The following is a 19,272-nucleotide window of genomic DNA, read 5'->3' on the forward strand; positions in this document are numbered from 1 at the left end:
TATTATTAAATATCGGAATGCATTTCTTCTTTTACTACTTTTAGTTGTTTTTTTATTTCTTTTTTATCTGCTTCTTTGTTTTTAATCTTTGTTTCTAATTTATCTAGCAACATTAAAATTTTTTTATCCATACTGACATAAACTTTTAAATTAGGATACATCTTTTCTAATGTCTGTTTCATTTCTTTTTTTAATTTCTTGATTTGAAAGCGTTCGTGGTGCTCTGGCTTCGCGGCTACATATAGTTCGTTATTGAAATTAACCGCTTTTACTTCAATTACTTCTTCCATATTAAGAATCTGATCTTTCGCTTGATTTGCTATGGATTGATCAACAGTCTCCATGCTGACTTGTGTTAATTGTGTATCTTTTTTAGTTGTTTTGTGCTCTTCTTTCTCATTCGCTTCTTTTTTTACTTTTTTATCTAGAGGACTGTTACAGCCGCTTAGGAAACTGAAGAAGAGAAGGAATAACAAAGTAATGATCCTGAATTTTCGCATTGTATCATTCCATTTCTATAGCTCTATGTAATTTGAGGTGAAAAAAGGATGATATTGTATCACCCTTTTTTCGATTCAGCATAAAGTGGGTATCATTATGTTTGCTTTAAGTGCCCTTTACTGCTGTGTATATTGAGGTTCTTCTTGTTGAACCTCTTGAACGCGCGGATTTAAAGATTCAATAATTGATTGCGTTTGCTGTGCTGCACTTTGAAATAATTGCTTCGCTTGTTGGTTATCAGTATCAAGAGCGAATCCCTCTAAGCTTGCTTGTGCGCTTTTTAATCCTGAAACAGTTTGTTTAAGTTTTGTAATTACAGTCATAACGTAATTCCTCCTCTAAGTGAATTGAATTTCAATCATTAGAATTTGTGAATGTGTGTTGAAATATAATTACCAATTTTAGGTTCCTTTCGAAATCTAAACTTTCATCCATATGTAATTTGAAAATATAAGGATTTATGATGACGAATTATAATATCAGTAGTTATGTTTATTTAAGAATAACGATTATATATGTATTTGTAGAACTTTAATTGAGGGTATTTTCAGGAAGTACATATTTTATATTTCGTTGTTTAAAATATTATGTATCAATTTAAATTAGGAGAATAAAAATTAGCAAATAGCGATTAAAAGGAGAAAGGGTTATGGATCATCATACTTTAGTTAGATGGCTGGAAGCAGTGTTAATTATATTCGCATTAATTGCAATTTGGTTTTCTGCAAGTAATTTCAGTAGTGTGAAGCGCTTTTTAATTGGTCGTCCTATGCGAACGTCAGAGCTTCATGCGCACCATAACAAATTATTTTGGTTAATTGCGCTGCCTATCCTTTCAGCGGATTTGTATTCATCTGTTGCTTATGGACCTGAATCAGGAATGACAGAGCTTGCAGGACTTGGCCCTGATGCGAAATGGTTGATTTTTCCTATCACCATTTCTACTATCGTTCTTTTGGCAATTTTGATTGTATCGTATATTATGGGGATTTTGGCATATCCAAATGGCGGAGGGGCGTATGCCATTGCAAAAGATAATTTCAAGCCGCGCTGGGTTTCTCTTGTTGCCTCTAGTTCCTTGCTTGTTGATTACGTGTTAACCGTAGCGGTATCTGTATCAGCAGCTATAGAAGCGGTTTCTTCTGCGTATCCTGTAGTCGCTCCATATGAAACAATTTTGGCAATCTTATGCGTCGTTATCTTAGTACTTGTGAACTTACGCGGAGTAGCAGAATCAGCTCGCGTATTTGCTTGGCCGACATTCGGGTTTATGATTTGTATGTTAATTTTAATTTTTACGGGATTTTTTGATGAACTTCGTCACGGGTTTATTCAACCAAGTACACCGAGCTTTGGAACAGTTCCAGAAGGCTTAACAACTTTATTAGTTTTGAAAGCGTTCAGTTCAGCCTGTTCAGCACTTACAGGAATTGAGACGATTTCAAATGCAGTTCCTATTTTTAGAGAACCACAGCAAAAAAACGCAATTAGAACGTATATTGCTTTAGGTTCTATCACAGCTGTAACACTTTTAGGATTTTCGTATCATCTGTATGCGAAAGGTGTTACACCAGATCCACACAATACGATGTTGTCGCAGTTAACTGGCATGTATTTTGGACATGGAATTTTATATCAAGTAATTATATGGTTTACGTTTATTGTGTTGATTTTAGCGGCAAATTCTACATTTACAGGATTTTCTCAGCTTGCTGCAATTGTGGCGGCAGACGGATTTTTGCCTCGAAGTTTAACAAATCGTGGAGACCGTTTAGGATATTCAAATGGAATTATTGTGCTAGCATCACTAGCATGTATTTTGATTATATCGTTTCGTGCGCATACGAATGCGTTAATTCCGTTATATGCAATCGGTGTTTTCCTTTCGTTTACAGTAGCGCAAATTGGTTTGATGCGGCGCTGGAAACGAGTAAAAGGATCAAACTGGAAAGTTAAGTTTACGATTAATACGGTTGGTGCTGTAATTACATCAATCGTTGCTGTTATTTTTGCTGTTACAAAGTTTACGGGCGGCGCTTGGGTTGTATTAGTTGTCTTGCCTATTATGATTTTTATCTCAATGTCAATTCACAGTCATTATGAAGATGTTGCAAAAGAATTGCGCATCGATATGCAAACGATACGTCCAGTAGCAAGTGATGTAGTCACACTCGTTTTAGTGTCAGGCGTTCATCGTGTTGTGAACAACACGATATCCTTTGCGAAAAGTCTAGATGTTGATCCGATTGCTGTATACGTTGGTTTCGATGAACAATCTATAAATAAAATGGAGAAAAAATGGAAAGACTGGGGAACTCCTTGTAGACTGGTAGTTCTTCGCAGTAAATATCGTTCTCTTCTTGAACCGCTGAATCGCCTTATTAAAACAATAGAGGCGAAACAAGAAGCCGGGGGGCATATCCATATTATTATTCCGCAGTTTATTGCGCACAAATGGTGGCATAATGCATTGCATAACCAAAGTGCACTTCTTTTACGCATGTGGTTTATACGCAATAAAGATATCGTGATTACAACGGTTCCGTATCACTTACATAAATAATATTGTTTTATTATTGATAATTTGAGTTATGTGGTCTACGTCGTTGTGCGATGTAGGCCGTTTGTTTTATCCTGCTATTAGTGGGGAGTAAAACCACCATTGATGGAAGTTTCACTTTATTGTATAAAGAGAATTTACGTTCAGGTAAAAAGATGATTCTTTCATATTGATGTCTAAGATGTAGCTCTGTAAACTGCGATATTAAGAAATAATTGCTTCCAAAACGAAGATATCGTATAATAAACAGTGCGCGATAGGGTAAAAAGGTGTCCTTTTGCCGTAGAGTGTATTATAATGCGCCCATAGCTCAGTCGGATAGAGCGGTGGTTTCCGGTACCACGTCTGCCGGGGGTTCGAATCCCTCTGGGCGCGTCGAAAAACCCTAACTTATATTAAAGTTAGGGTTTTTATTAATTTGTTTATAGAATTCTTAAATATAAAAGGGAAAAAGAGTAGTTTAAGTATAATGAGGTTTCATTATATTTAAACTACTCTTTTTAATTGTTATTTCTTAAAATGGGAGTTACTATTAGTATGTGGTATAAAAAATGGCGGATATTTTTAAAGTCTGTCACTAATTCCGCCTGATATTATTCATTTTTTAGTTGTAATATATAAACTTGAATAATACATATAGAGTAATAATATGTGGATATTGGTGTTTTGTAAGGATTCTCCTTTTTATAAACTTATTGTACAATAGAAGTGAGGGGGAGATTAGGGTGAAAGCAAGTCTTTTACAAGAACAAAGTTTACGTTTGGCAATGACGCAAGAGTTAAGGCAAGCGATTACAATGCTCCAGTACAATGTGCAGGAATTAACGGAGTTTTTGTATGAGCAATCGCTGGAAAATCCCCTTATTGAGCTAGGTGGCTTTGACAGGGAAAAGAAAAAGAGTAAAACAACAAGTAAACAAACTGAGAATCAAATGGAAATTTATAGTGTGGATTCCACGACGATTCAACAACATTTAGTAAACCAATTACAGTATTATAAAATAGATGAAGAGCAAAGAAAAATTGCCTCATTCATTATTTTAAATGTAGATGAGAACGGGTATTTACAAGAAACGAATGAAGAATTAGCGTCGTTATTATCGGTATGTATAGAAGAAGTAAATAGTTGCATGGAGCTCGTTCAATCGTTAGAGCCAGCAGGGGTAGGAGCGAGAAATATTCAAGAGTGTTTAACCATTCAATTAAAGCGCTTACAAAAAAGGAGTACTTTAGCGGAAATAATTGTAGATGAACATTTTGCATATTTTGTAAAGAAAGATTGGCGCAAGTTAACAAATGTATTGAAATGTAGTGCAGAAGAATTACAAGAAGCTGTTCATGTGATTACATCATTGCAGCCGAAACCAGGATTGGCGTTTTCTTCGGAGAAGCCGATGTACATTGTTCCAGATATAGCGGTGAAAAAAGAAGATAATCGCTTGCTGATTCAGATGAATGAGCGTAATATGCCGAGAATTGAAATTCATTCAGAATATAGTGAGCTTCTTCATAATAGTGAAAGTGACGTCGCTTCTTATGTTTCGGAAAAATATCAGCATGTACAATGGATTATGCGTAGTTTAAAACAAAGAAAACAAACGCTTTTAAATGTAATGGAAGTAATTATTGAAAAGCAGCGCGACTTTTTTATGAATGGTCCGCAATATTTAAAGCCGCTTGCGTTAAAAGAGGTGGCGGAAATATTAGGTGTCCATGAGTCAACCATTAGCCGTGCAACGCGTAATAAATATGTGCAAACACCGTATGGTTTATTTGAAATGAAGTCATTCTTTAGCAATGCGGTAGCAACAACAGAAGACGCGGCAATTTCAACGAAGAGAGTGAAGCAGCTCATCGGGGAGTTTGTAGAGAGAGAAAATAAGAAAAAACCACTTTCAGATCAAAAGATTTCAAAAATGTTAGAAGAAGAACACGAAATTATTGTTTCACGCAGAACAGTAGCGAAATATCGAGAGCAGTTAAATATTCCAGCTTCTTCTCTGCGAAAAACGATTGTATAGGTGATAAGTATGGAGGTTATTCTATATACAAAAGAAGAATGTGGTCTTTGTCAAAAGGCGAAACAACTTCTGCAAGAGTTGAAAGATGAATACGTATTTGATTTGAAAGAAATAGATATTTATGAGGATGAACAGCTGTTAGAAAAGTATCATCTTACGATTCCCGTCGTTGAAATCGAAGGGGAAGAGGTAGGATATGGGATTATTCACAAAGATGTCATAATGAACAGCATAATTCGTGCGATAAGAGTTGAATAACTTTGCATCTCCTGTTACAATACTAAATGTAGCAGGAATATTTTTTTACTCTATGCGGGACACAATATGTCACTACGGGACATATAATGACCATATAGAGAATGAACCAATGTGGTGAGGAGATACAATATGATGCGCTCATGGATTCAGTATACAAAAAAATTATTACCTGATCTGCTACCTGTTATGCAAAAGAGAATGCAAATTCTTCAGTACATCCGGTTAACACAACCTATTGGTAGAAGAAATTTATCTGCAAGTCTTGGTATGACAGAACGAGTATTACGAAGTGAAGTACAGGTTTTGAAAGATGAGAACTTGATTCACGTCGCCTCTTCTGGAATGACATTAACAGAAGAAGGAACAGCTGTTATTCTTGCTTTGGAAGACTTTATGAAAGAAATTTCTGGTTTGAAGGTTTTGGAAAAGCAGCTTAAGGAAACATTAGACTTAGATGAGGTTTTCGTTGTCCCTGGTGATAGCGATGAATCACCTTGGGTCAAGCTGGAGATGGGCCGCGCTTGTGCTTCTTGTATAAAAGATCGTCTGACAGCGAATAATATCGTTGCTGTGACTGGAGGAACCACGATAGCTGCCGTAGCTGATATGATGCAAATTGATTGCAGGGACCTACATATGTTATTTGTCCCAGCTCGCGGTGGAATAGGAGAGAGTGTTGAGCTAGAAGCAAACACGATTTGTGCGAAAATGGCACAAAATACGATGAGTAATTATCGCTTATTGTATGTTCCTGACCATGTAAGCAGCGAGGCATATGCATCCATTGTGACAGAACCTTCTGTGAAAGAAATTCTTGAGTTGATTCGATCTTCCAACATTGTCATTCACGGAATCGGTGATGCCTTAACAATGGCGCGTAGAAGAAGTACTTTAGAAGCAGATTGGATGAAAATTAAAGAGAACAAAGCGGTCGGTGAAGCCTTTGGATACTACTTCAACGAACAAGGTGAAGTCGTTCATAAAGTACAAACAGTTGGCATGCAGCTTGAAGATTTACAGCATGTATCTCATGTCGTGTCAGTTGCTGGAGGTTCATCAAAAGCAAAAGCAATTCAAGCAGTAATTAAACAAGGACACACTTCGTTACTTATTACAGACGAAGGTGCAGCAAAAGAGTTAGTAAAGGGTAAATAACCCTTAATATACATCCCCCAAGGAGGAAATTCAAATGACTAAAATTGGTATTAATGGATTTGGCCGTATCGGACGTGTAGTATTCCGCGCAGCTCTTAACAACCCTAACGTAGAAGTAGTAGCAATTAACGACTTAACAGATGCAAAAACATTAGCACATCTTTTAAAATATGATTCTGTTCACGGAACAGTAAATGCAGAAGTATCTGCAAACGGCGACAGCATTATCGTTAACGGTAAAGAAATCAAAGTTATCGCTGAGCGCGACCCAGCTCAATTACCATGGAGCGACTACGGCGTAGAAGTAGTAGTAGAATCTACTGGCCGTTTCACTAAAAAAGCAGACGCTGAGAAACACTTAGGTGGATCAGTTAAAAAAGTTATCATCTCTGCACCAGCTTCTGACGAAGATATCACAATCGTTATGGGTGTTAACCATGAGCAATATGATGCAGCTAACCATAATGTAATCTCTAACGCTTCTTGTACTACAAACTGCTTAGCTCCATTTGCTAAAGTATTAAACGAAAAATTTGGTGTAAAACGTGGTATGATGACAACTATTCACTCTTACACTAACGATCAACAAATCTTAGACTTACCACATAAAGATTTACGTCGTGCACGTGCAGCAGCAATGAGCATGATCCCAACTACAACTGGTGCAGCGAAAGCAGTAGCTTTAGTATTACCAGAACTTAAAGGTAAATTAAACGGTGGTGCAGTTCGTGTTCCAACTGCTAACGTATCTCTTGTTGACTTAGTTGTTGAGCTTGAGAAAGAAGTAACAGTTGAAGAAGTAAACGCAGCATTCAAAGCAGCAGCTGAAGGCGAATTAAAAGGTATCCTTGGATACAGCGAAGAGCCATTAGTATCTATCGACTATAACGGATGCACAAGCTCTTCTACAATCGATGCATTATCTACAATGACTATGGAAGGCAATATGCTTAAAGTTCTTTCTTGGTACGACAACGAAACTGGTTACTCTAACCGCGTAGTTGACTTAGTAGACTACATTGCTTCTAAAGGTCTTTAATTCTTAAGTTTATCAGTTATCAATGACAAAACGAGGGAGAGGGTTTGTTCCCTCTCTCTTCTTTCGTTTTAGAAGCAAATGTGATAAGCTTTTGAATGGGTTTTGTCAATCCTAACTAGTCGGAGGGAAATCCAATGAATAAAAAATCAATTCGTGACGTAGATTTAAAGGGTAAACGAGTATTTTGCCGCGTTGACTTCAACGTACCAATGAAAGAAGGCAAAATTACAGACGAGACTCGCATTCGTGCGGCTCTTCCTACAATTCAATATTTAGTAGAGCAAGGCGCGAAAGTGATTTTAGCAAGCCATTTAGGTCGTCCAAAAGGACAAGTAGTAGAAGAAATGCGTCTAACTCCAGTAGCAGTACGTTTAGGTGAGCTTCTTGGTAAAGACGTGAAAAAAGCGGACGAAGCATTCGGACCTGCTGTACAAGAAACGATTGCAGCAATGAACGAAGGTGACGTATTAGTTCTTGAAAACGTACGTTTCTATGCGGGCGAAGAAAAGAACGATGCAGAACTTGCGAAAGAATTTGCAGCTCTTGCTGATATTTTCGTAAACGATGCATTCGGTGCAGCTCACCGTGCTCATGCTTCTACTGCAGGTATTGCAGATTACTTACCAGCAGTATCAGGTTTCTTAATGGAAAAAGAATTAGAAGTACTAGGTAAAGCACTTTCTAATCCGGATCGTCCATTTACAGCAATCATCGGTGGTGCGAAAGTAAAAGATAAAATCGGTGTAATACGTCATCTACTTGATAAAGTTGATAACTTAATCATTGGCGGCGGACTTGCTTATACATTTGTAAAAGCAGCAGGTCATGAAATCGGAAAGTCTCTATGTGAAAACGACAAAATTGAACTAGCAAAAGAGTTTATGCAACTTGCAAAAGAAAAAGGTGTAAACTTCTACATGCCAGTTGATTGCGTCATTGCAGATGACTTCTCTGAAACTGCAAACCGACAAGTTGTAGATATCGATTCTATTCCTGCTGATTGGGAAGGATTGGATATTGGACCGAAAACAAGTGCGATTTATGCAGATGTAATTAAAAACTCTAAGCTTGTTGTATGGAACGGACCAATGGGTGTGTTCGAAATGGCTCCATATGCAGAAGGTACAAAAGCAGTGGGACAAGCATTAGCAGATGCAGAAGGTACATACTCTGTTATCGGCGGTGGTGACTCTGCAGCAGCTGTTGAAAAATTCGGTATGGCTGATAAAATGAGCCACATTTCTACTGGCGGCGGTGCGTCATTAGAATTTATGGAAGGTAAAGAACTTCCTGGTGTAGTTTGTCTTAACGACAAATAATTAGCAGCCAAGAAAAAGGACGGTGCAAAGCATGCGTAAACCAATTATCGCAGGTAACTGGAAAATGAATAAAACTCTATCTGAAGCAGTTAGCTTCGTAGAGGAAGTAAAAAGTCAAATCCCAGCAAGTGCAGCTGTTGATGCAGTTGTTTGCTCTCCAGCTCTTTTCTTAGAGCGTCTTGTAGCAGCAGCAGAGGGAACTGACTTACAAGTAGGTGCACAAAACATGCACTTCGAGAAAAATGGTGCATTCACTGGCGAAATTAGCCCAGTAGCACTTAGTGACTTAAAAGTGAGCTACGTAGTACTTGGCCACTCTGAGCGTCGTGAAATGTTTGCTGAAACAGACGAAACAGTAAACAAAAAGACTCTTGCAGCATTTGAACATGGTTTAACACCAATCGTTTGCTGTGGTGAAACGTTAGAAGAGCGCGAAAGCGGAAAAACATTTGATCTTGTAGCAGGTCAAGTGACGAAAGCACTTGCAGGCTTAACAGAAGAGCAAGTAAAAGTAACTGTTATCGCATATGAGCCAATTTGGGCGATCGGTACAGGTAAATCTTCTTCTGCACAAGATGCAAACGAAGTATGTGCACACATCCGTAAAGTTGTTGCTGAAGCTGTTTCTCCGGCAGCTGCAGAAGCAGTTCGCATTCAATACGGCGGCAGCGTAAAACCTGAAAACATTAAAGAATATATGGCACAATCTGATATCGATGGTGCTTTAGTTGGTGGTGCAAGCTTAGAGCCTGCTTCCTTCTTAGGTCTTTTGGAGGCGGTAAAATGAGAAAGCCAACAGCTTTAATCATTCTTGATGGTTTCGGTTTACGTGAAGAAACATACGGGAATGCTGTAGCGCAAGCTAAGAAACCTAATTTCGATGGTTACTGGAACAAGTTCCCTCACACAACGCTTACAGCGTGCGGTGAAGCGGTAGGTCTTCCAGAAGGTCAAATGGGTAACTCTGAGGTAGGTCACTTAAATATTGGTGCCGGCCGCGTTGTATATCAAAGTCTAACACGTGTGAACGTTGCAATTCGTGAAGGTGAGTTCGATCAGAACGAAACGTTCCAAAGTGCAATGAAACACGTAAAGGAAAAAGGTACAGCTCTTCATTTATTCGGTTTACTTTCTGATGGCGGTGTGCATAGTCACATTGACCATATGTTTGCCCTTCTTCGCTTAGCTGCAAAAGAAGGCGTGGAGAAAGTATATCTTCATGCGTTCTTAGATGGCCGCGATGTTGGTCCGCAAACAGCAAAAGGGTATATCGATGCAACAAATGAAGTAATGAAAGAAACAGGAGTAGGACAGTTCGCGACAATCTCCGGTCGTTACTACTCCATGGACCGTGACAAGCGTTGGGATCGCGTTGAAAAATGTTACCGTGCCATGGTGAATGGTGAAGGTCCTACTTATAAAACAGCATATGAGTGTGTGGATGACTCATATGCAAATGGTATCTATGATGAATTCGTATTGCCGTCTGTAATGGTAAATGAAGATGAAACGCCAATTGCAACAATCAATGATGATGATGCAATCATCTTCTACAATTTCCGTCCAGACCGTGCAATTCAAATTGCTCGTGTATTTACAAACGAAGACTTCCGTGAGTTCGATCGTGGTGAAAAAGTACCTCACATTCCAGAATTCGTTTGTATGACACACTTTAGTGAAACGGTAAAAGGTTACGTAGCGTTCAAGCCAATGAACTTGGATAATACGTTAGGTGAAGTTGTTTCACAAGCGGGATTAAAACAACTTCGCATTGCGGAAACTGAAAAGTATCCGCACGTTACATTCTTCTTTAGCGGTGGTCGTGAGGCTGAATTCCCAGGAGAAGAACGTATCTTAATTAACTCACCAAAAGTCGCAACATACGACTTAAAGCCAGAAATGAGCATTTATGAAGTAACGGATGCTCTTGTAAATGAAATTGAGAATGATAAACATGATGTGATCATTCTAAACTTTGCAAACTGTGATATGGTTGGCCATTCTGGGATGATGGAACCAACAATTAAAGCAGTAGAAGCAACTGACGAATGTTTAGGAAAAGTTGTAGAAGCAATTCTTGCAAAAGATGGTGTAGCACTTATTACTGCTGACCATGGTAATGCTGATGAGGAGTTAACTCCAGAAGGTACACCGATGACAGCTCATACAACAAACCCGGTTCCTTTCATCGTTACAAAAGAAGGCGTTGAGCTTCGTGAAGGCGGTATTTTGGGAGATATCGCACCAACAATGCTTACACTTCTTGGCGTTGAACAGCCAAAAGAAATGACAGGTAAAACAATTATTAAATAATTATTTATATAAAAGGAGAGAAATAATATGCCAGCAATTTTAGATGTTTATGCTCGTGAAGTTTTAGACTCTCGTGGTAACCCAACTGTAGAAGTAGAAGTATACACAGAAAGCGGCTCATTCGGACGCGCATTAGTACCAAGTGGTGCATCTACTGGTGAATACGAAGCAGTAGAATTACGTGACGGTGACAAATCTCGTTACCTAGGTAAAGGTGTTCTTAACGCAGTAAATAACGTAAACGAAATTATCGCTCCAGAAATCGTTGGTTTCGATGTAACTGACCAAGCTGGAATCGACCGTGCTATGATCGAATTAGACGGTACTCCAAACAAAGGTAAATTAGGCGCTAACGCTATTCTTGGTGTATCTATGGCAGTAGCTCATGCAGCAGCTGACTATGTAGGTCTTCCATTATACCGTTACCTTGGTGGATTCAATGCGAAACAATTACCAACTCCAATGATGAACATCATCAACGGTGGTTCTCACGCTGACAACAACGTAGACTTCCAAGAGTTCATGATCTTACCAGTTGGTGCACCTTCATTCAAAGAAGCAATCCGTATGGGCGCTGAAGTATTCCATGCGTTAAAAGCTGTACTACATGACAAAGGTCTTAACACAGCAGTAGGTGACGAAGGTGGATTCGCTCCAAACCTTGGTTCTAACCGTGAAGCATTAGAAGTAATCATCGAAGCAATCGAAAAAGCTGGTTACAAAGCTGGCGAGAACGTATTCTTAGGAATGGACGTTGCTTCTTCTGAGTTCTACAACAAAGAAACTGGTAAATATGACCTTGCAGGTGAAGGCCGCACTGGCTTAACTTCTGCAGAAATGGTTGATTTCTACGAAGAGCTTTGCAAAGACTTCCCAATCATCTCTATCGAAGATGGTTTAGACGAAAACGACTGGGATGGTCACAAATTATTAACTGAGCGTCTTGGCGATAAAGTTCAATTAGTTGGTGACGACTTATTCGTAACTAACACGCAAAAACTTGCTGAAGGTATCGAAAAAGGTATCTCTAACTCAATCTTAATTAAAGTTAACCAAATCGGTACTTTAACTGAAACTTTCGAAGCAATCGAAATGGCTAAACGTGCTGGTTACACAGCAGTTGTATCTCACCGTTCTGGTGAAACTGAAGATGCTACAATCGCTGACATCGCAGTTGCAACTAACGCTGGCCAAATCAAAACTGGTTCTATGAGCCGTACAGACCGTATTGCTAAGTACAACCAATTATTACGCATCGAAGACGAACTAGGCGAAATCGCTGTTTACGATGGTTTAAAATCTTTCTACAACTTAAAAAAATAATTGTAGAATGTAAAAACCGGCCGTGAGAAATCACGGCCGGTTTTATTTTTATCCCGCTATTCGCGGGCAGTAAGACCCCCATCTCAAGATTGAGAGAGAAGCAAAGAAGATAGGTGGGAGACAACTGTTGGCATGTGCCCGATCGGTGAAGGTCTTTTGTTAGTGGAAAAGTATGGATAAAAAGAACTTGTAAATTATTGTAATTTAATATATAAATAGGGGTGTGGGACAGAAATGGGGGAGAATTTTATGAAAAAAATTATTGCAGTTTCTAGTTTAGCACTTATGGTAGGAATAGTAGGAGTAGGGTGTAGCAGTGAAAAAACCGCAAAGACTGATGAGCCTAAAACAGTATCAGTACAAAAAGAAAAAGAGAAAGAACTAGCAACGAAGGATATTTTTAAGAATGCTATTGATAATTTCAAAAAAGAAGAACATGTTACAATGACATGTGATATGAACACGAAAGCTTTAAATATGTCAACAGATACAAAAATGAAATCACAGTTTGAGCCGAAGAAAGGAAACTCTCGAACTGAAACGAATATTGGGGGTACAGATCTTGTAGTCTTTGATGTAGGTGGGAAGATTGCGGCTGAAGTAAAAGATCCGAATTCAGGAAAGTTTGTCCCAGTTCCAGCAGATCGATTAAATCAAGTAAACGCGAATAATTTCAAAACATCTAAAAATACGACGGAAGAGCTCGAGAAAACATTACAATTGACAGATAAAATGAAAGTGGAGAAAAATGGAAATTCATATAAACTTTCATTTCAGTTGAACGGACAAGAAGCAAAGGACTATTTAATCAGTGTTAATGAAAACGCGAAAAAAATATTTGAACGGCAACAGGCAACTGTTGACTCAATGCATGTAGAGTATATCATTACAAAAGAATTTAAATTGGAATCTATTAAGACAGATGCCAAGATGAAAATGAATAAAGAAACAGTTCAAATTATAGGAGATACAAAAATTTCTTATGATGAGAAATTCGATCCAATCCAGTTACCAGAAGGAAACTAAAAGGATTTCTTGCAAAAAAACAGTTGCTAAGTGAAGCGATTGTTTTTTTTTTTTTTTTTTTGCCAATAAGGCAAAGGTATAGTGCAGACTAGGGACTTATTTGCTGCTATTTAGAATACAACATGACCTACAGCTGCAAGTCTTTCGGAAATTTTGAAGATATAAACTTTATATAACAATAAAAAACTCTAATTGCTAATTCTGTTATAAATACAGAAAAATAAGAATGTAAGCGCATACCATATTGTTCTGAATTTGTCAACAAAATAAATTGAAGGTCTTCACAATTTGTACTATGATGAATGTAGGAGATGTCAACAATCGCATAATAAAGGATGATAGACAGATGAAATTCACAAAAATTATTATCCAAGTAGTAGCACTTTATATATTTTATATGATTGGAGCGTGGATAGAAAGAGCGCTTCATCTTCCGGTTCCGGGAAGTTTAATAGGGATGTTTTTGTTATTTATATTGCTTGGTTTGAAAGTCCTTCCTGTGAAATGGTTTGATTTTGGAGCAGAAACATTGGTTGATCTTATGCCATTTTTATTAATTCCTTCAATTATTGGTTTAATGAATTATGGTTCTTTTTTTGTGCATAAAGGTATTTCGCTATTGCTTACTGTTGTCGTGAGTACGTTTTTAATTATCGTTGTAGCAGGACATACAGGACAATACTTTGCGAATAGGAAGGAAAAAGAGATACAATGAGCATAGTAATTGGAATTGGTTGGATTATATTAACAGTGTTATTATATCAATTTTCAAAGAAGATTTATGAGTGGTTTCCAACGCCGTTTACCATTCCCATGCTTGTAACAACAGCTTTGATGATTATATTGTTAGTTGTATGTGATATACCGTATCAACAATATATGCAAAGTGGTGGGGGCTGGATTTCGAAATTGCTTGGACCTGGTGTAGTAGCTTTTGCGATCCCTCTTTATAAACAACGCGGTATTTTAAAGAAATATATTGTACCAATTGCTGGCGGTGTATTGGTTGGAACAATAGTTGCCATTACAAGTGATATGATGATTGCAACCGTTATTGGAACGGATAGAACCTTAATTTTATCTTCACTACCGAAGTCAGTAACGATGCCAGTAGCTATGAGTGTGTCAGAGGAAGTTGGTGGTGTACCATCGTTAACAGCGGCTTTCGTAATAATTGCTGGGATATCTGGAACAATTTTTGGTCCTCTTTTATTAAAATGGAGCAGAGTGACAAATTCTGTTGGAAGAGGAATTGGGTTTGGCTGTGCATCGCATATTATGGGCGTTATGCAGGCGATGAAAAATAATGAAAACGAAGGCGTAATCGGATCTGTAACGATGACATTAACAGCAATCTTAACATGTTTACTAGGTCCATTAATTGTAACGTTTTTTATTTAACCTGGTGAAATATTAGGTGTATGAGACGCTCTCGCTTTTCCAATTCTTTTATGTTACATTTAAAGTAATTGAAACTTTAGGAGGCATGTAAAGTGCATACGTTTTTATCAGTTTTACTTATTATTGTATCGCTGTTATTAATTGTACTTGTATTAATGCAATCTAGTAAGAGTGCTGGTTTATCCGGTGCAATTTCTGGCGGCGCGGAGCAATTATTTGGCAAGCAAAAAGCACGTGGAGTAGAGGCTGTATTAAACCGCATTACAATTGTTCTTGCTGTATTATTCTTCGTGTTAACATTTGCTGTTACGTATTTACAAGTATAAATAAAAAAGATTCGCCTTCCCAGGTTGAATCTTTTTTTATTTATCCCGCTATTTTTGAGCAGTAATACTCCCACCTCAAAATTCAGCGAAAAGCATTGTCCAGCTCCAGTGGCTAGAATGTTCGGTGGCTTCGCTTCTTCCTACGAGGTAAAAAACTCCTCTACGTCAGAAGCTCCATCCCCCTCACATTCTGAACGAGCCACTTCCGCTTTTCTAAAGAAGTTAGGTGGGAGATAAACTGCTGGCATGCGCCCGATTGGTGAGGGCTAATAATCAGTGGGGGATGAAGAAAACCCCCCCACTGATTAAAGTTTCACTTTATCGAGAGAAATTTCTGATTAGATTATGGAAAAGAAACTATGTTACACTATGGATAGACAATATATAAATACAAATTAAAAAACGACATAAAAACCCCTTTTCTTTTTAGGGGAGGACGGGAGCATCTGGCCATGCATGGAAGCGGTCGGTTCCTTTTTCTGCCATGTGCCAGGTTTAAAACAATAGGAGAAAGCAAGTAGCGGTCATGTTGTATTGTGCACGGCAGCGACTTATGTGTCGGAAAATTAAAATGGACATATATATGAGGATTACATTATAGATAGAGAAGGAGAAAGAGAAATGAAACTAGCATCCCCAAAACCATTTACATTTGAGGCGGGAGAACGTGCTGTTTTACTATTACATGGTTTTACAGGAAATTCTGCAGATGTTCGTATGCTTGGACGTTATTTAGAGACAAAAGGTTACACATGTCATGCTCCGATTTATAAAGGTCATGGTGTACCACCAGAGCAGCTCGTGCACACGGGTCCAGAAGACTGGTGGAAAGATGTAATGGAAGCATATCAACATTTAAAAGATAAAGGATATGAAAAGATTGCAGCTGTTGGCTTATCACTTGGCGGTGTCTTTTCGTTAAAACTTGCTTATACAATGCCGATTATCGGAGTGGTACCGATGTGTGCTCCGATGTATATTAAAAGCGAAGAAACGATGTACCAAGGTATACTAGCGTACGCACGCGAATATAAAAAGCGTGAGCGTAAATCACCAGAGAAGATTGAAGAAGAGATGTTTGCGTTTAAGCAAACACCGATGAACACATTAAGAGCACTGCAAGATTTAATTCGCGATGTGCGTAATAACATTGATATGATTTATGCACCAACATTTGTTGTGCAAGCGCGCCATGATGAAATGATTAATACAGATAGCGCAAATATTATTTATAATGGAGTAGAATCAAATGTAAAAGAAATTAAGTGGTACGAAGATTCTACACATGTAATTACGCTTGATAAGCAGCGTGATGAGCTGCATGAAGATGTATATAACTTCTTGGAGCAACTAGATTGGTAAGATCTAGTTGCCTCTTTTTTACCTATATACATACAAGTTGAAAAGTCGATATAAAAACCCTTTTCTTTTTAGGATTGGCGAGAGGAATTGGCCGCGTGTAGAAGTGGTCAGTGTTCATTTGTGTCACGTGCGAGGTTTAATGCAAAGGGAGAAGGCGAGAATGGATTCTATTTTGAACGATTTATGTGTTGAAGCATCAAAATGGATCTATATAGGACAACATCATTTATATATGGTTATCTTTTCGGATACAATATAAAATACGAGGATTTAGAAGGAGGTTTTTGTACTTGGAGGAAATTATTCAAGAAAACATCGATAAATTGTTATCGTTTATGAAAGAAGAAGCATATAAACCGCTTACTGTGCAAGAGTTAGAAGAAGCGTTCGGTATTGAAGATGCAGCGGATTTTAAAGAGTTTGTGAAAGCACTTGTCATTATGGAGGAAAAAGGACTTGTTGTGCGGACAAGAAGTAATCGCTACGGTCTTCCAGAGAAAATGAACTTAGTGCGCGGCAAGCTTATTGGACATGCCCGCGGCTTTGCATTTGTCGTACCGGAAGAAAAAGGCACAGATGATATTTTTATACCGCCAACAGAATTAAAAGGCGCACTGCATGGTGACACAGTATTAGCACGTATTAGTTCAGAGTCAAGCGGTTCGCGCAAGGAAGGGACAATTGTTCGTATCATAGAGCGCGGAACAAAAGAATTAGTTGGTACATATACAGAATCGAAAAACTTTGGCTTTGTGATTCCTGATAATAAACGCTGGACGAGCGATATTTTCGTTCCAAAAAATGCTTCTATGGGTGCGGTAGAAGGGCATAAAGTTGTTGTTAAAATTACAAGCTATCCGCAAGATCGTTTAAGTGCAGAAGGAGAAGTTATTCAAATTCTTGGTCATAAAAACGATCCAGGCGTTGATATTTTATCCGTTATTCATAAGCATAACTTACCGCTTGCGTTCCCGGAAGATGCAATGGAGCATGCGAACAGTGTACCAGAAACAATTGATGAGAACGATTTACAAGGGCGCCGTGATTTAAGAGATCAAACAATTGTTACAATCGATGGTGCGGATGCGAAAGACTTAGATGATGCAGTTACAGTAACGAAGCTTGAGAACGGTAATTATAAACTTGGTGTACATATTGCAGATGTAAGTCATTACGTGACAGAAGGCTCAGCAATTGACCGCGAAGCAGCTGAACGCGGAACGAGTATTTATCTTGTAGACCGTGTTATTCCGATGATTCCGCATCGTTTATCTAACGGAATTTGTTCATTAAATCCAAAGGTAGACCGCTTAACTTTATCTTGTGAGATGGAAATTAATGAGCAAGGGGAAGTAGTGAAGCATGAAATTTTCCAAAGTGTGATTAAAACAGCGGAGCGTATGACGTATTCTGATGTGAAGCGCATTTTGGACGATGAGGATGAAGAATTAATGGCCCGCTATGAGCCGTTAGTCCCAATGTTCCAAGAGATGGGGAAACTAGCTGCTATTTTACGTGAAAAGCGTATGCGCCGCGGAGCCATTGACTTTGACTTCAAAGAAGCGAAAGTATTAGTGGATGAAGAAGGCAAGCCGACAGATGTTGTGTTACGTGAGCGTTCTGTTGCTGAAAAGCTCATTGAAGAGTTTATGCTAGTAGCAAACGAAACAGTTGCAGAGCATTTTCACTGGATGAACTTACCGTTTATGTACCGTGTTCACGAAGATCCGAAAGAAGATAAATTAGAGCGTTTCTTTGAGTTTATTACAAACTTTGGATATGCGGTAAAAGGCCGCGGAAACGAAGTGCACCCGCGTGCGCTGCAACAAATTATAGAGATGGTACAAGGTCAACCAGAAGAGGTTGTTATTTCAACAGTTATGCTTCGTTCTATGAAGCAAGCACGCTACGATGCGGATAGTTTAGGTCACTTCGGTTTATCGACAGAGTTTTATACACATTTCACATCACCAATTCGTCGTTATCCAGATTTAATTGTGCACAGATTAATTCGCACATATATAATTAACGGAAAAGTGGACAATGAAACACAGGCAAAATGGCGTGAAAATTTACCGGATATTGCTGAGCATTCTTCTAATATGGAGCGCCGCGCTGTTGAAGCAGAGCGTGAAACAGATGAGCTGAAAAAAGCAGAGTACATGCTTGATAAAATTGGTGAGGAATACGACGGAATCATTAGTTCTGTAACAAACTTCGGTTTATTCGTAGAACTTCCAAATACAATTGAAGGCCTTGTTCATGTTAGCTATTTAACAGATGACTACTACCGCTATGACGAACGTCATTTTGCGATGATTGGCGAACGCACAGGTAATGTCTTCCGCATTGGTGATGAAATTACAATTCGCGTGATTAACGTAAACAAAGATGAACGCGCGATTGACTTTGAAATTGTCGGCATGAAAGGCAGTGTGAAACGACAACGAAAAGATCGTCCTGTTGTCATTGAACAGCCGAAAGGAAATAGAAAAAAACGCGGCGACCGTGATAATAATCGCGGCGGGCAAGGAAAAGAATCAAACCGTAACGGAAAACGAAACGGCAGCAAAAAGAACAAGCCATTCTTTGAAAATGCACCGAGCTTTAAGAAGAAAAAGAAAAAACGTAAGTAAGAAAGAAGCCATATATGGCTTCTTTCTTCATA

17 protein-coding genes and 1 tRNA gene are annotated in these 19,272 nt (G+C 38.4%); 16 read left to right on the forward strand and 2 right to left on the reverse strand.

Going from position 1 to position 19,272, the window contains the following annotated elements; translation table 11 throughout:
- Window positions 1-5: 5 nt before the first annotated feature.
- Together WAZ07_RS07990 and WAZ07_RS07995 are read right to left on the reverse strand one after the other, a co-directional pair.
- Window positions 6-500 carry a YhcN/YlaJ family sporulation lipoprotein gene (locus WAZ07_RS07990; RefSeq protein ID WP_090915960.1) on the reverse strand — a complete coding sequence of 165 codons (495 nt, stop codon included), beginning with the start codon at window positions 498-500 and terminating at the stop codon, window positions 6-8.
- Window positions 501-617: 117 nt separating this feature from the next.
- Window positions 618-824, reverse strand: coding sequence for a DUF1657 domain-containing protein (locus WAZ07_RS07995; protein WP_090915962.1), 207 nt, complete (start codon window positions 822-824; stop codon window positions 618-620).
- Between the two features lie 326 nt (window positions 825-1,150).
- Here WAZ07_RS07995 and WAZ07_RS08000 point away from each other — a divergent pair, with 326 nt between their 5' ends.
- The 16 genes from WAZ07_RS08000 to rnr all read left to right on the forward strand — a co-directional run bounded on the left by WAZ07_RS08000 (window position 1,151) and on the right by rnr (window position 19,240).
- Window positions 1,151-3,064, forward strand: a complete 1,914-nt coding sequence (locus WAZ07_RS08000) for an APC family permease (protein ID WP_336472009.1) — start codon at window positions 1,151-1,153, stop codon at window positions 3,062-3,064.
- Window positions 3,065-3,360: 296 nt separating this feature from the next.
- Window positions 3,361-3,436: transfer RNA gene (locus WAZ07_RS08005), tRNA-Arg, on the forward strand.
- Between the two features lie 350 nt (window positions 3,437-3,786).
- Window positions 3,787-5,082, forward strand: a complete 1,296-nt coding sequence (gene rpoN, locus WAZ07_RS08010; RefSeq protein ID WP_336472010.1) for an RNA polymerase factor sigma-54 — start codon at window positions 3,787-3,789, stop codon at window positions 5,080-5,082.
- Between the two features lie 9 nt (window positions 5,083-5,091).
- Complete coding sequence (locus WAZ07_RS08015; RefSeq protein ID WP_090915968.1) at window positions 5,092-5,340, forward strand: glutaredoxin family protein; 249 nt, start codon at window positions 5,092-5,094, stop codon at window positions 5,338-5,340.
- A gap of 132 nt (window positions 5,341-5,472) precedes the next feature.
- Window positions 5,473-6,495: a sugar-binding transcriptional regulator gene (locus WAZ07_RS08020; protein ID WP_090916139.1), complete on the forward strand. Its 1,023-nt coding sequence runs from the start codon at window positions 5,473-5,475 to the stop codon at window positions 6,493-6,495.
- Between the two features lie 34 nt (window positions 6,496-6,529).
- On the forward strand, window positions 6,530-7,534 hold the full coding sequence (gene gap / locus WAZ07_RS08025; protein ID WP_020061700.1) for a type I glyceraldehyde-3-phosphate dehydrogenase: 1,005 nt from the start codon (window positions 6,530-6,532) through the stop codon (window positions 7,532-7,534).
- A gap of 134 nt (window positions 7,535-7,668) precedes the next feature.
- Window positions 7,669-8,853: a phosphoglycerate kinase gene (locus tag WAZ07_RS08030; protein WP_336472011.1), complete on the forward strand. Its 1,185-nt coding sequence runs from the start codon at window positions 7,669-7,671 to the stop codon at window positions 8,851-8,853.
- 31 nt (window positions 8,854-8,884) lie between these two features.
- A complete protein-coding gene (tpiA, locus tag WAZ07_RS08035) occupies window positions 8,885-9,640 on the forward strand; it encodes a triose-phosphate isomerase (protein ID WP_336472012.1) in 756 nt (251 codons plus the stop codon).
- Window positions 9,637-11,166, forward strand: coding sequence for a 2,3-bisphosphoglycerate-independent phosphoglycerate mutase (gpmI, locus tag WAZ07_RS08040; protein WP_336472013.1), 1,530 nt, complete (start codon window positions 9,637-9,639; stop codon window positions 11,164-11,166). Before tpiA ends, gpmI begins: the two co-directional genes overlap by 4 nt.
- A 27-nt stretch (window positions 11,167-11,193) precedes the next feature.
- Window positions 11,194-12,489 (forward strand): phosphopyruvate hydratase, encoded by a 1,296-nt coding sequence (gene eno / locus WAZ07_RS08045; RefSeq protein ID WP_090915976.1) that lies wholly within the window; start codon window positions 11,194-11,196, stop codon window positions 12,487-12,489.
- 249 nt (window positions 12,490-12,738) lie between these two features.
- Window positions 12,739-13,515 carry a DUF6612 family protein gene (locus WAZ07_RS08050; protein ID WP_336472014.1) on the forward strand — a complete coding sequence of 259 codons (777 nt, stop codon included), beginning with the start codon at window positions 12,739-12,741 and terminating at the stop codon, window positions 13,513-13,515.
- 346 nt (window positions 13,516-13,861) lie between these two features.
- On the forward strand, window positions 13,862-14,230 hold the full coding sequence (locus WAZ07_RS08055; protein ID WP_336472015.1) for a CidA/LrgA family holin-like protein: 369 nt from the start codon (window positions 13,862-13,864) through the stop codon (window positions 14,228-14,230).
- Complete coding sequence (locus WAZ07_RS08060; protein ID WP_336472016.1) at window positions 14,227-14,916, forward strand: LrgB family protein; 690 nt, start codon at window positions 14,227-14,229, stop codon at window positions 14,914-14,916. The genes WAZ07_RS08055 and WAZ07_RS08060 overlap by 4 nt, the downstream gene beginning before the upstream one ends.
- A 92-nt stretch (window positions 14,917-15,008) precedes the next feature.
- Window positions 15,009-15,242, forward strand: coding sequence for a preprotein translocase subunit SecG (gene secG / locus WAZ07_RS08065; RefSeq protein WP_090915984.1), 234 nt, complete (start codon window positions 15,009-15,011; stop codon window positions 15,240-15,242).
- 621 nt (window positions 15,243-15,863) lie between these two features.
- Window positions 15,864-16,604: an alpha/beta hydrolase gene (locus WAZ07_RS08070; RefSeq protein WP_090915986.1), complete on the forward strand. Its 741-nt coding sequence runs from the start codon at window positions 15,864-15,866 to the stop codon at window positions 16,602-16,604.
- A gap of 335 nt (window positions 16,605-16,939) precedes the next feature.
- Complete coding sequence (gene rnr, locus WAZ07_RS08075; protein ID WP_396551041.1) at window positions 16,940-19,240, forward strand: ribonuclease R; 2,301 nt, start codon at window positions 16,940-16,942, stop codon at window positions 19,238-19,240.
- The last annotated feature ends 32 nt before the right edge of the window (window positions 19,241-19,272 follow it).

Origin of the sequence: Bacillus bruguierae, assembly GCF_037104725.1 — a bacterium.
GTDB lineage: Bacteria > Bacillota > Bacilli > Bacillales > Bacillaceae_G > Bacillus_A > Bacillus_A bruguierae.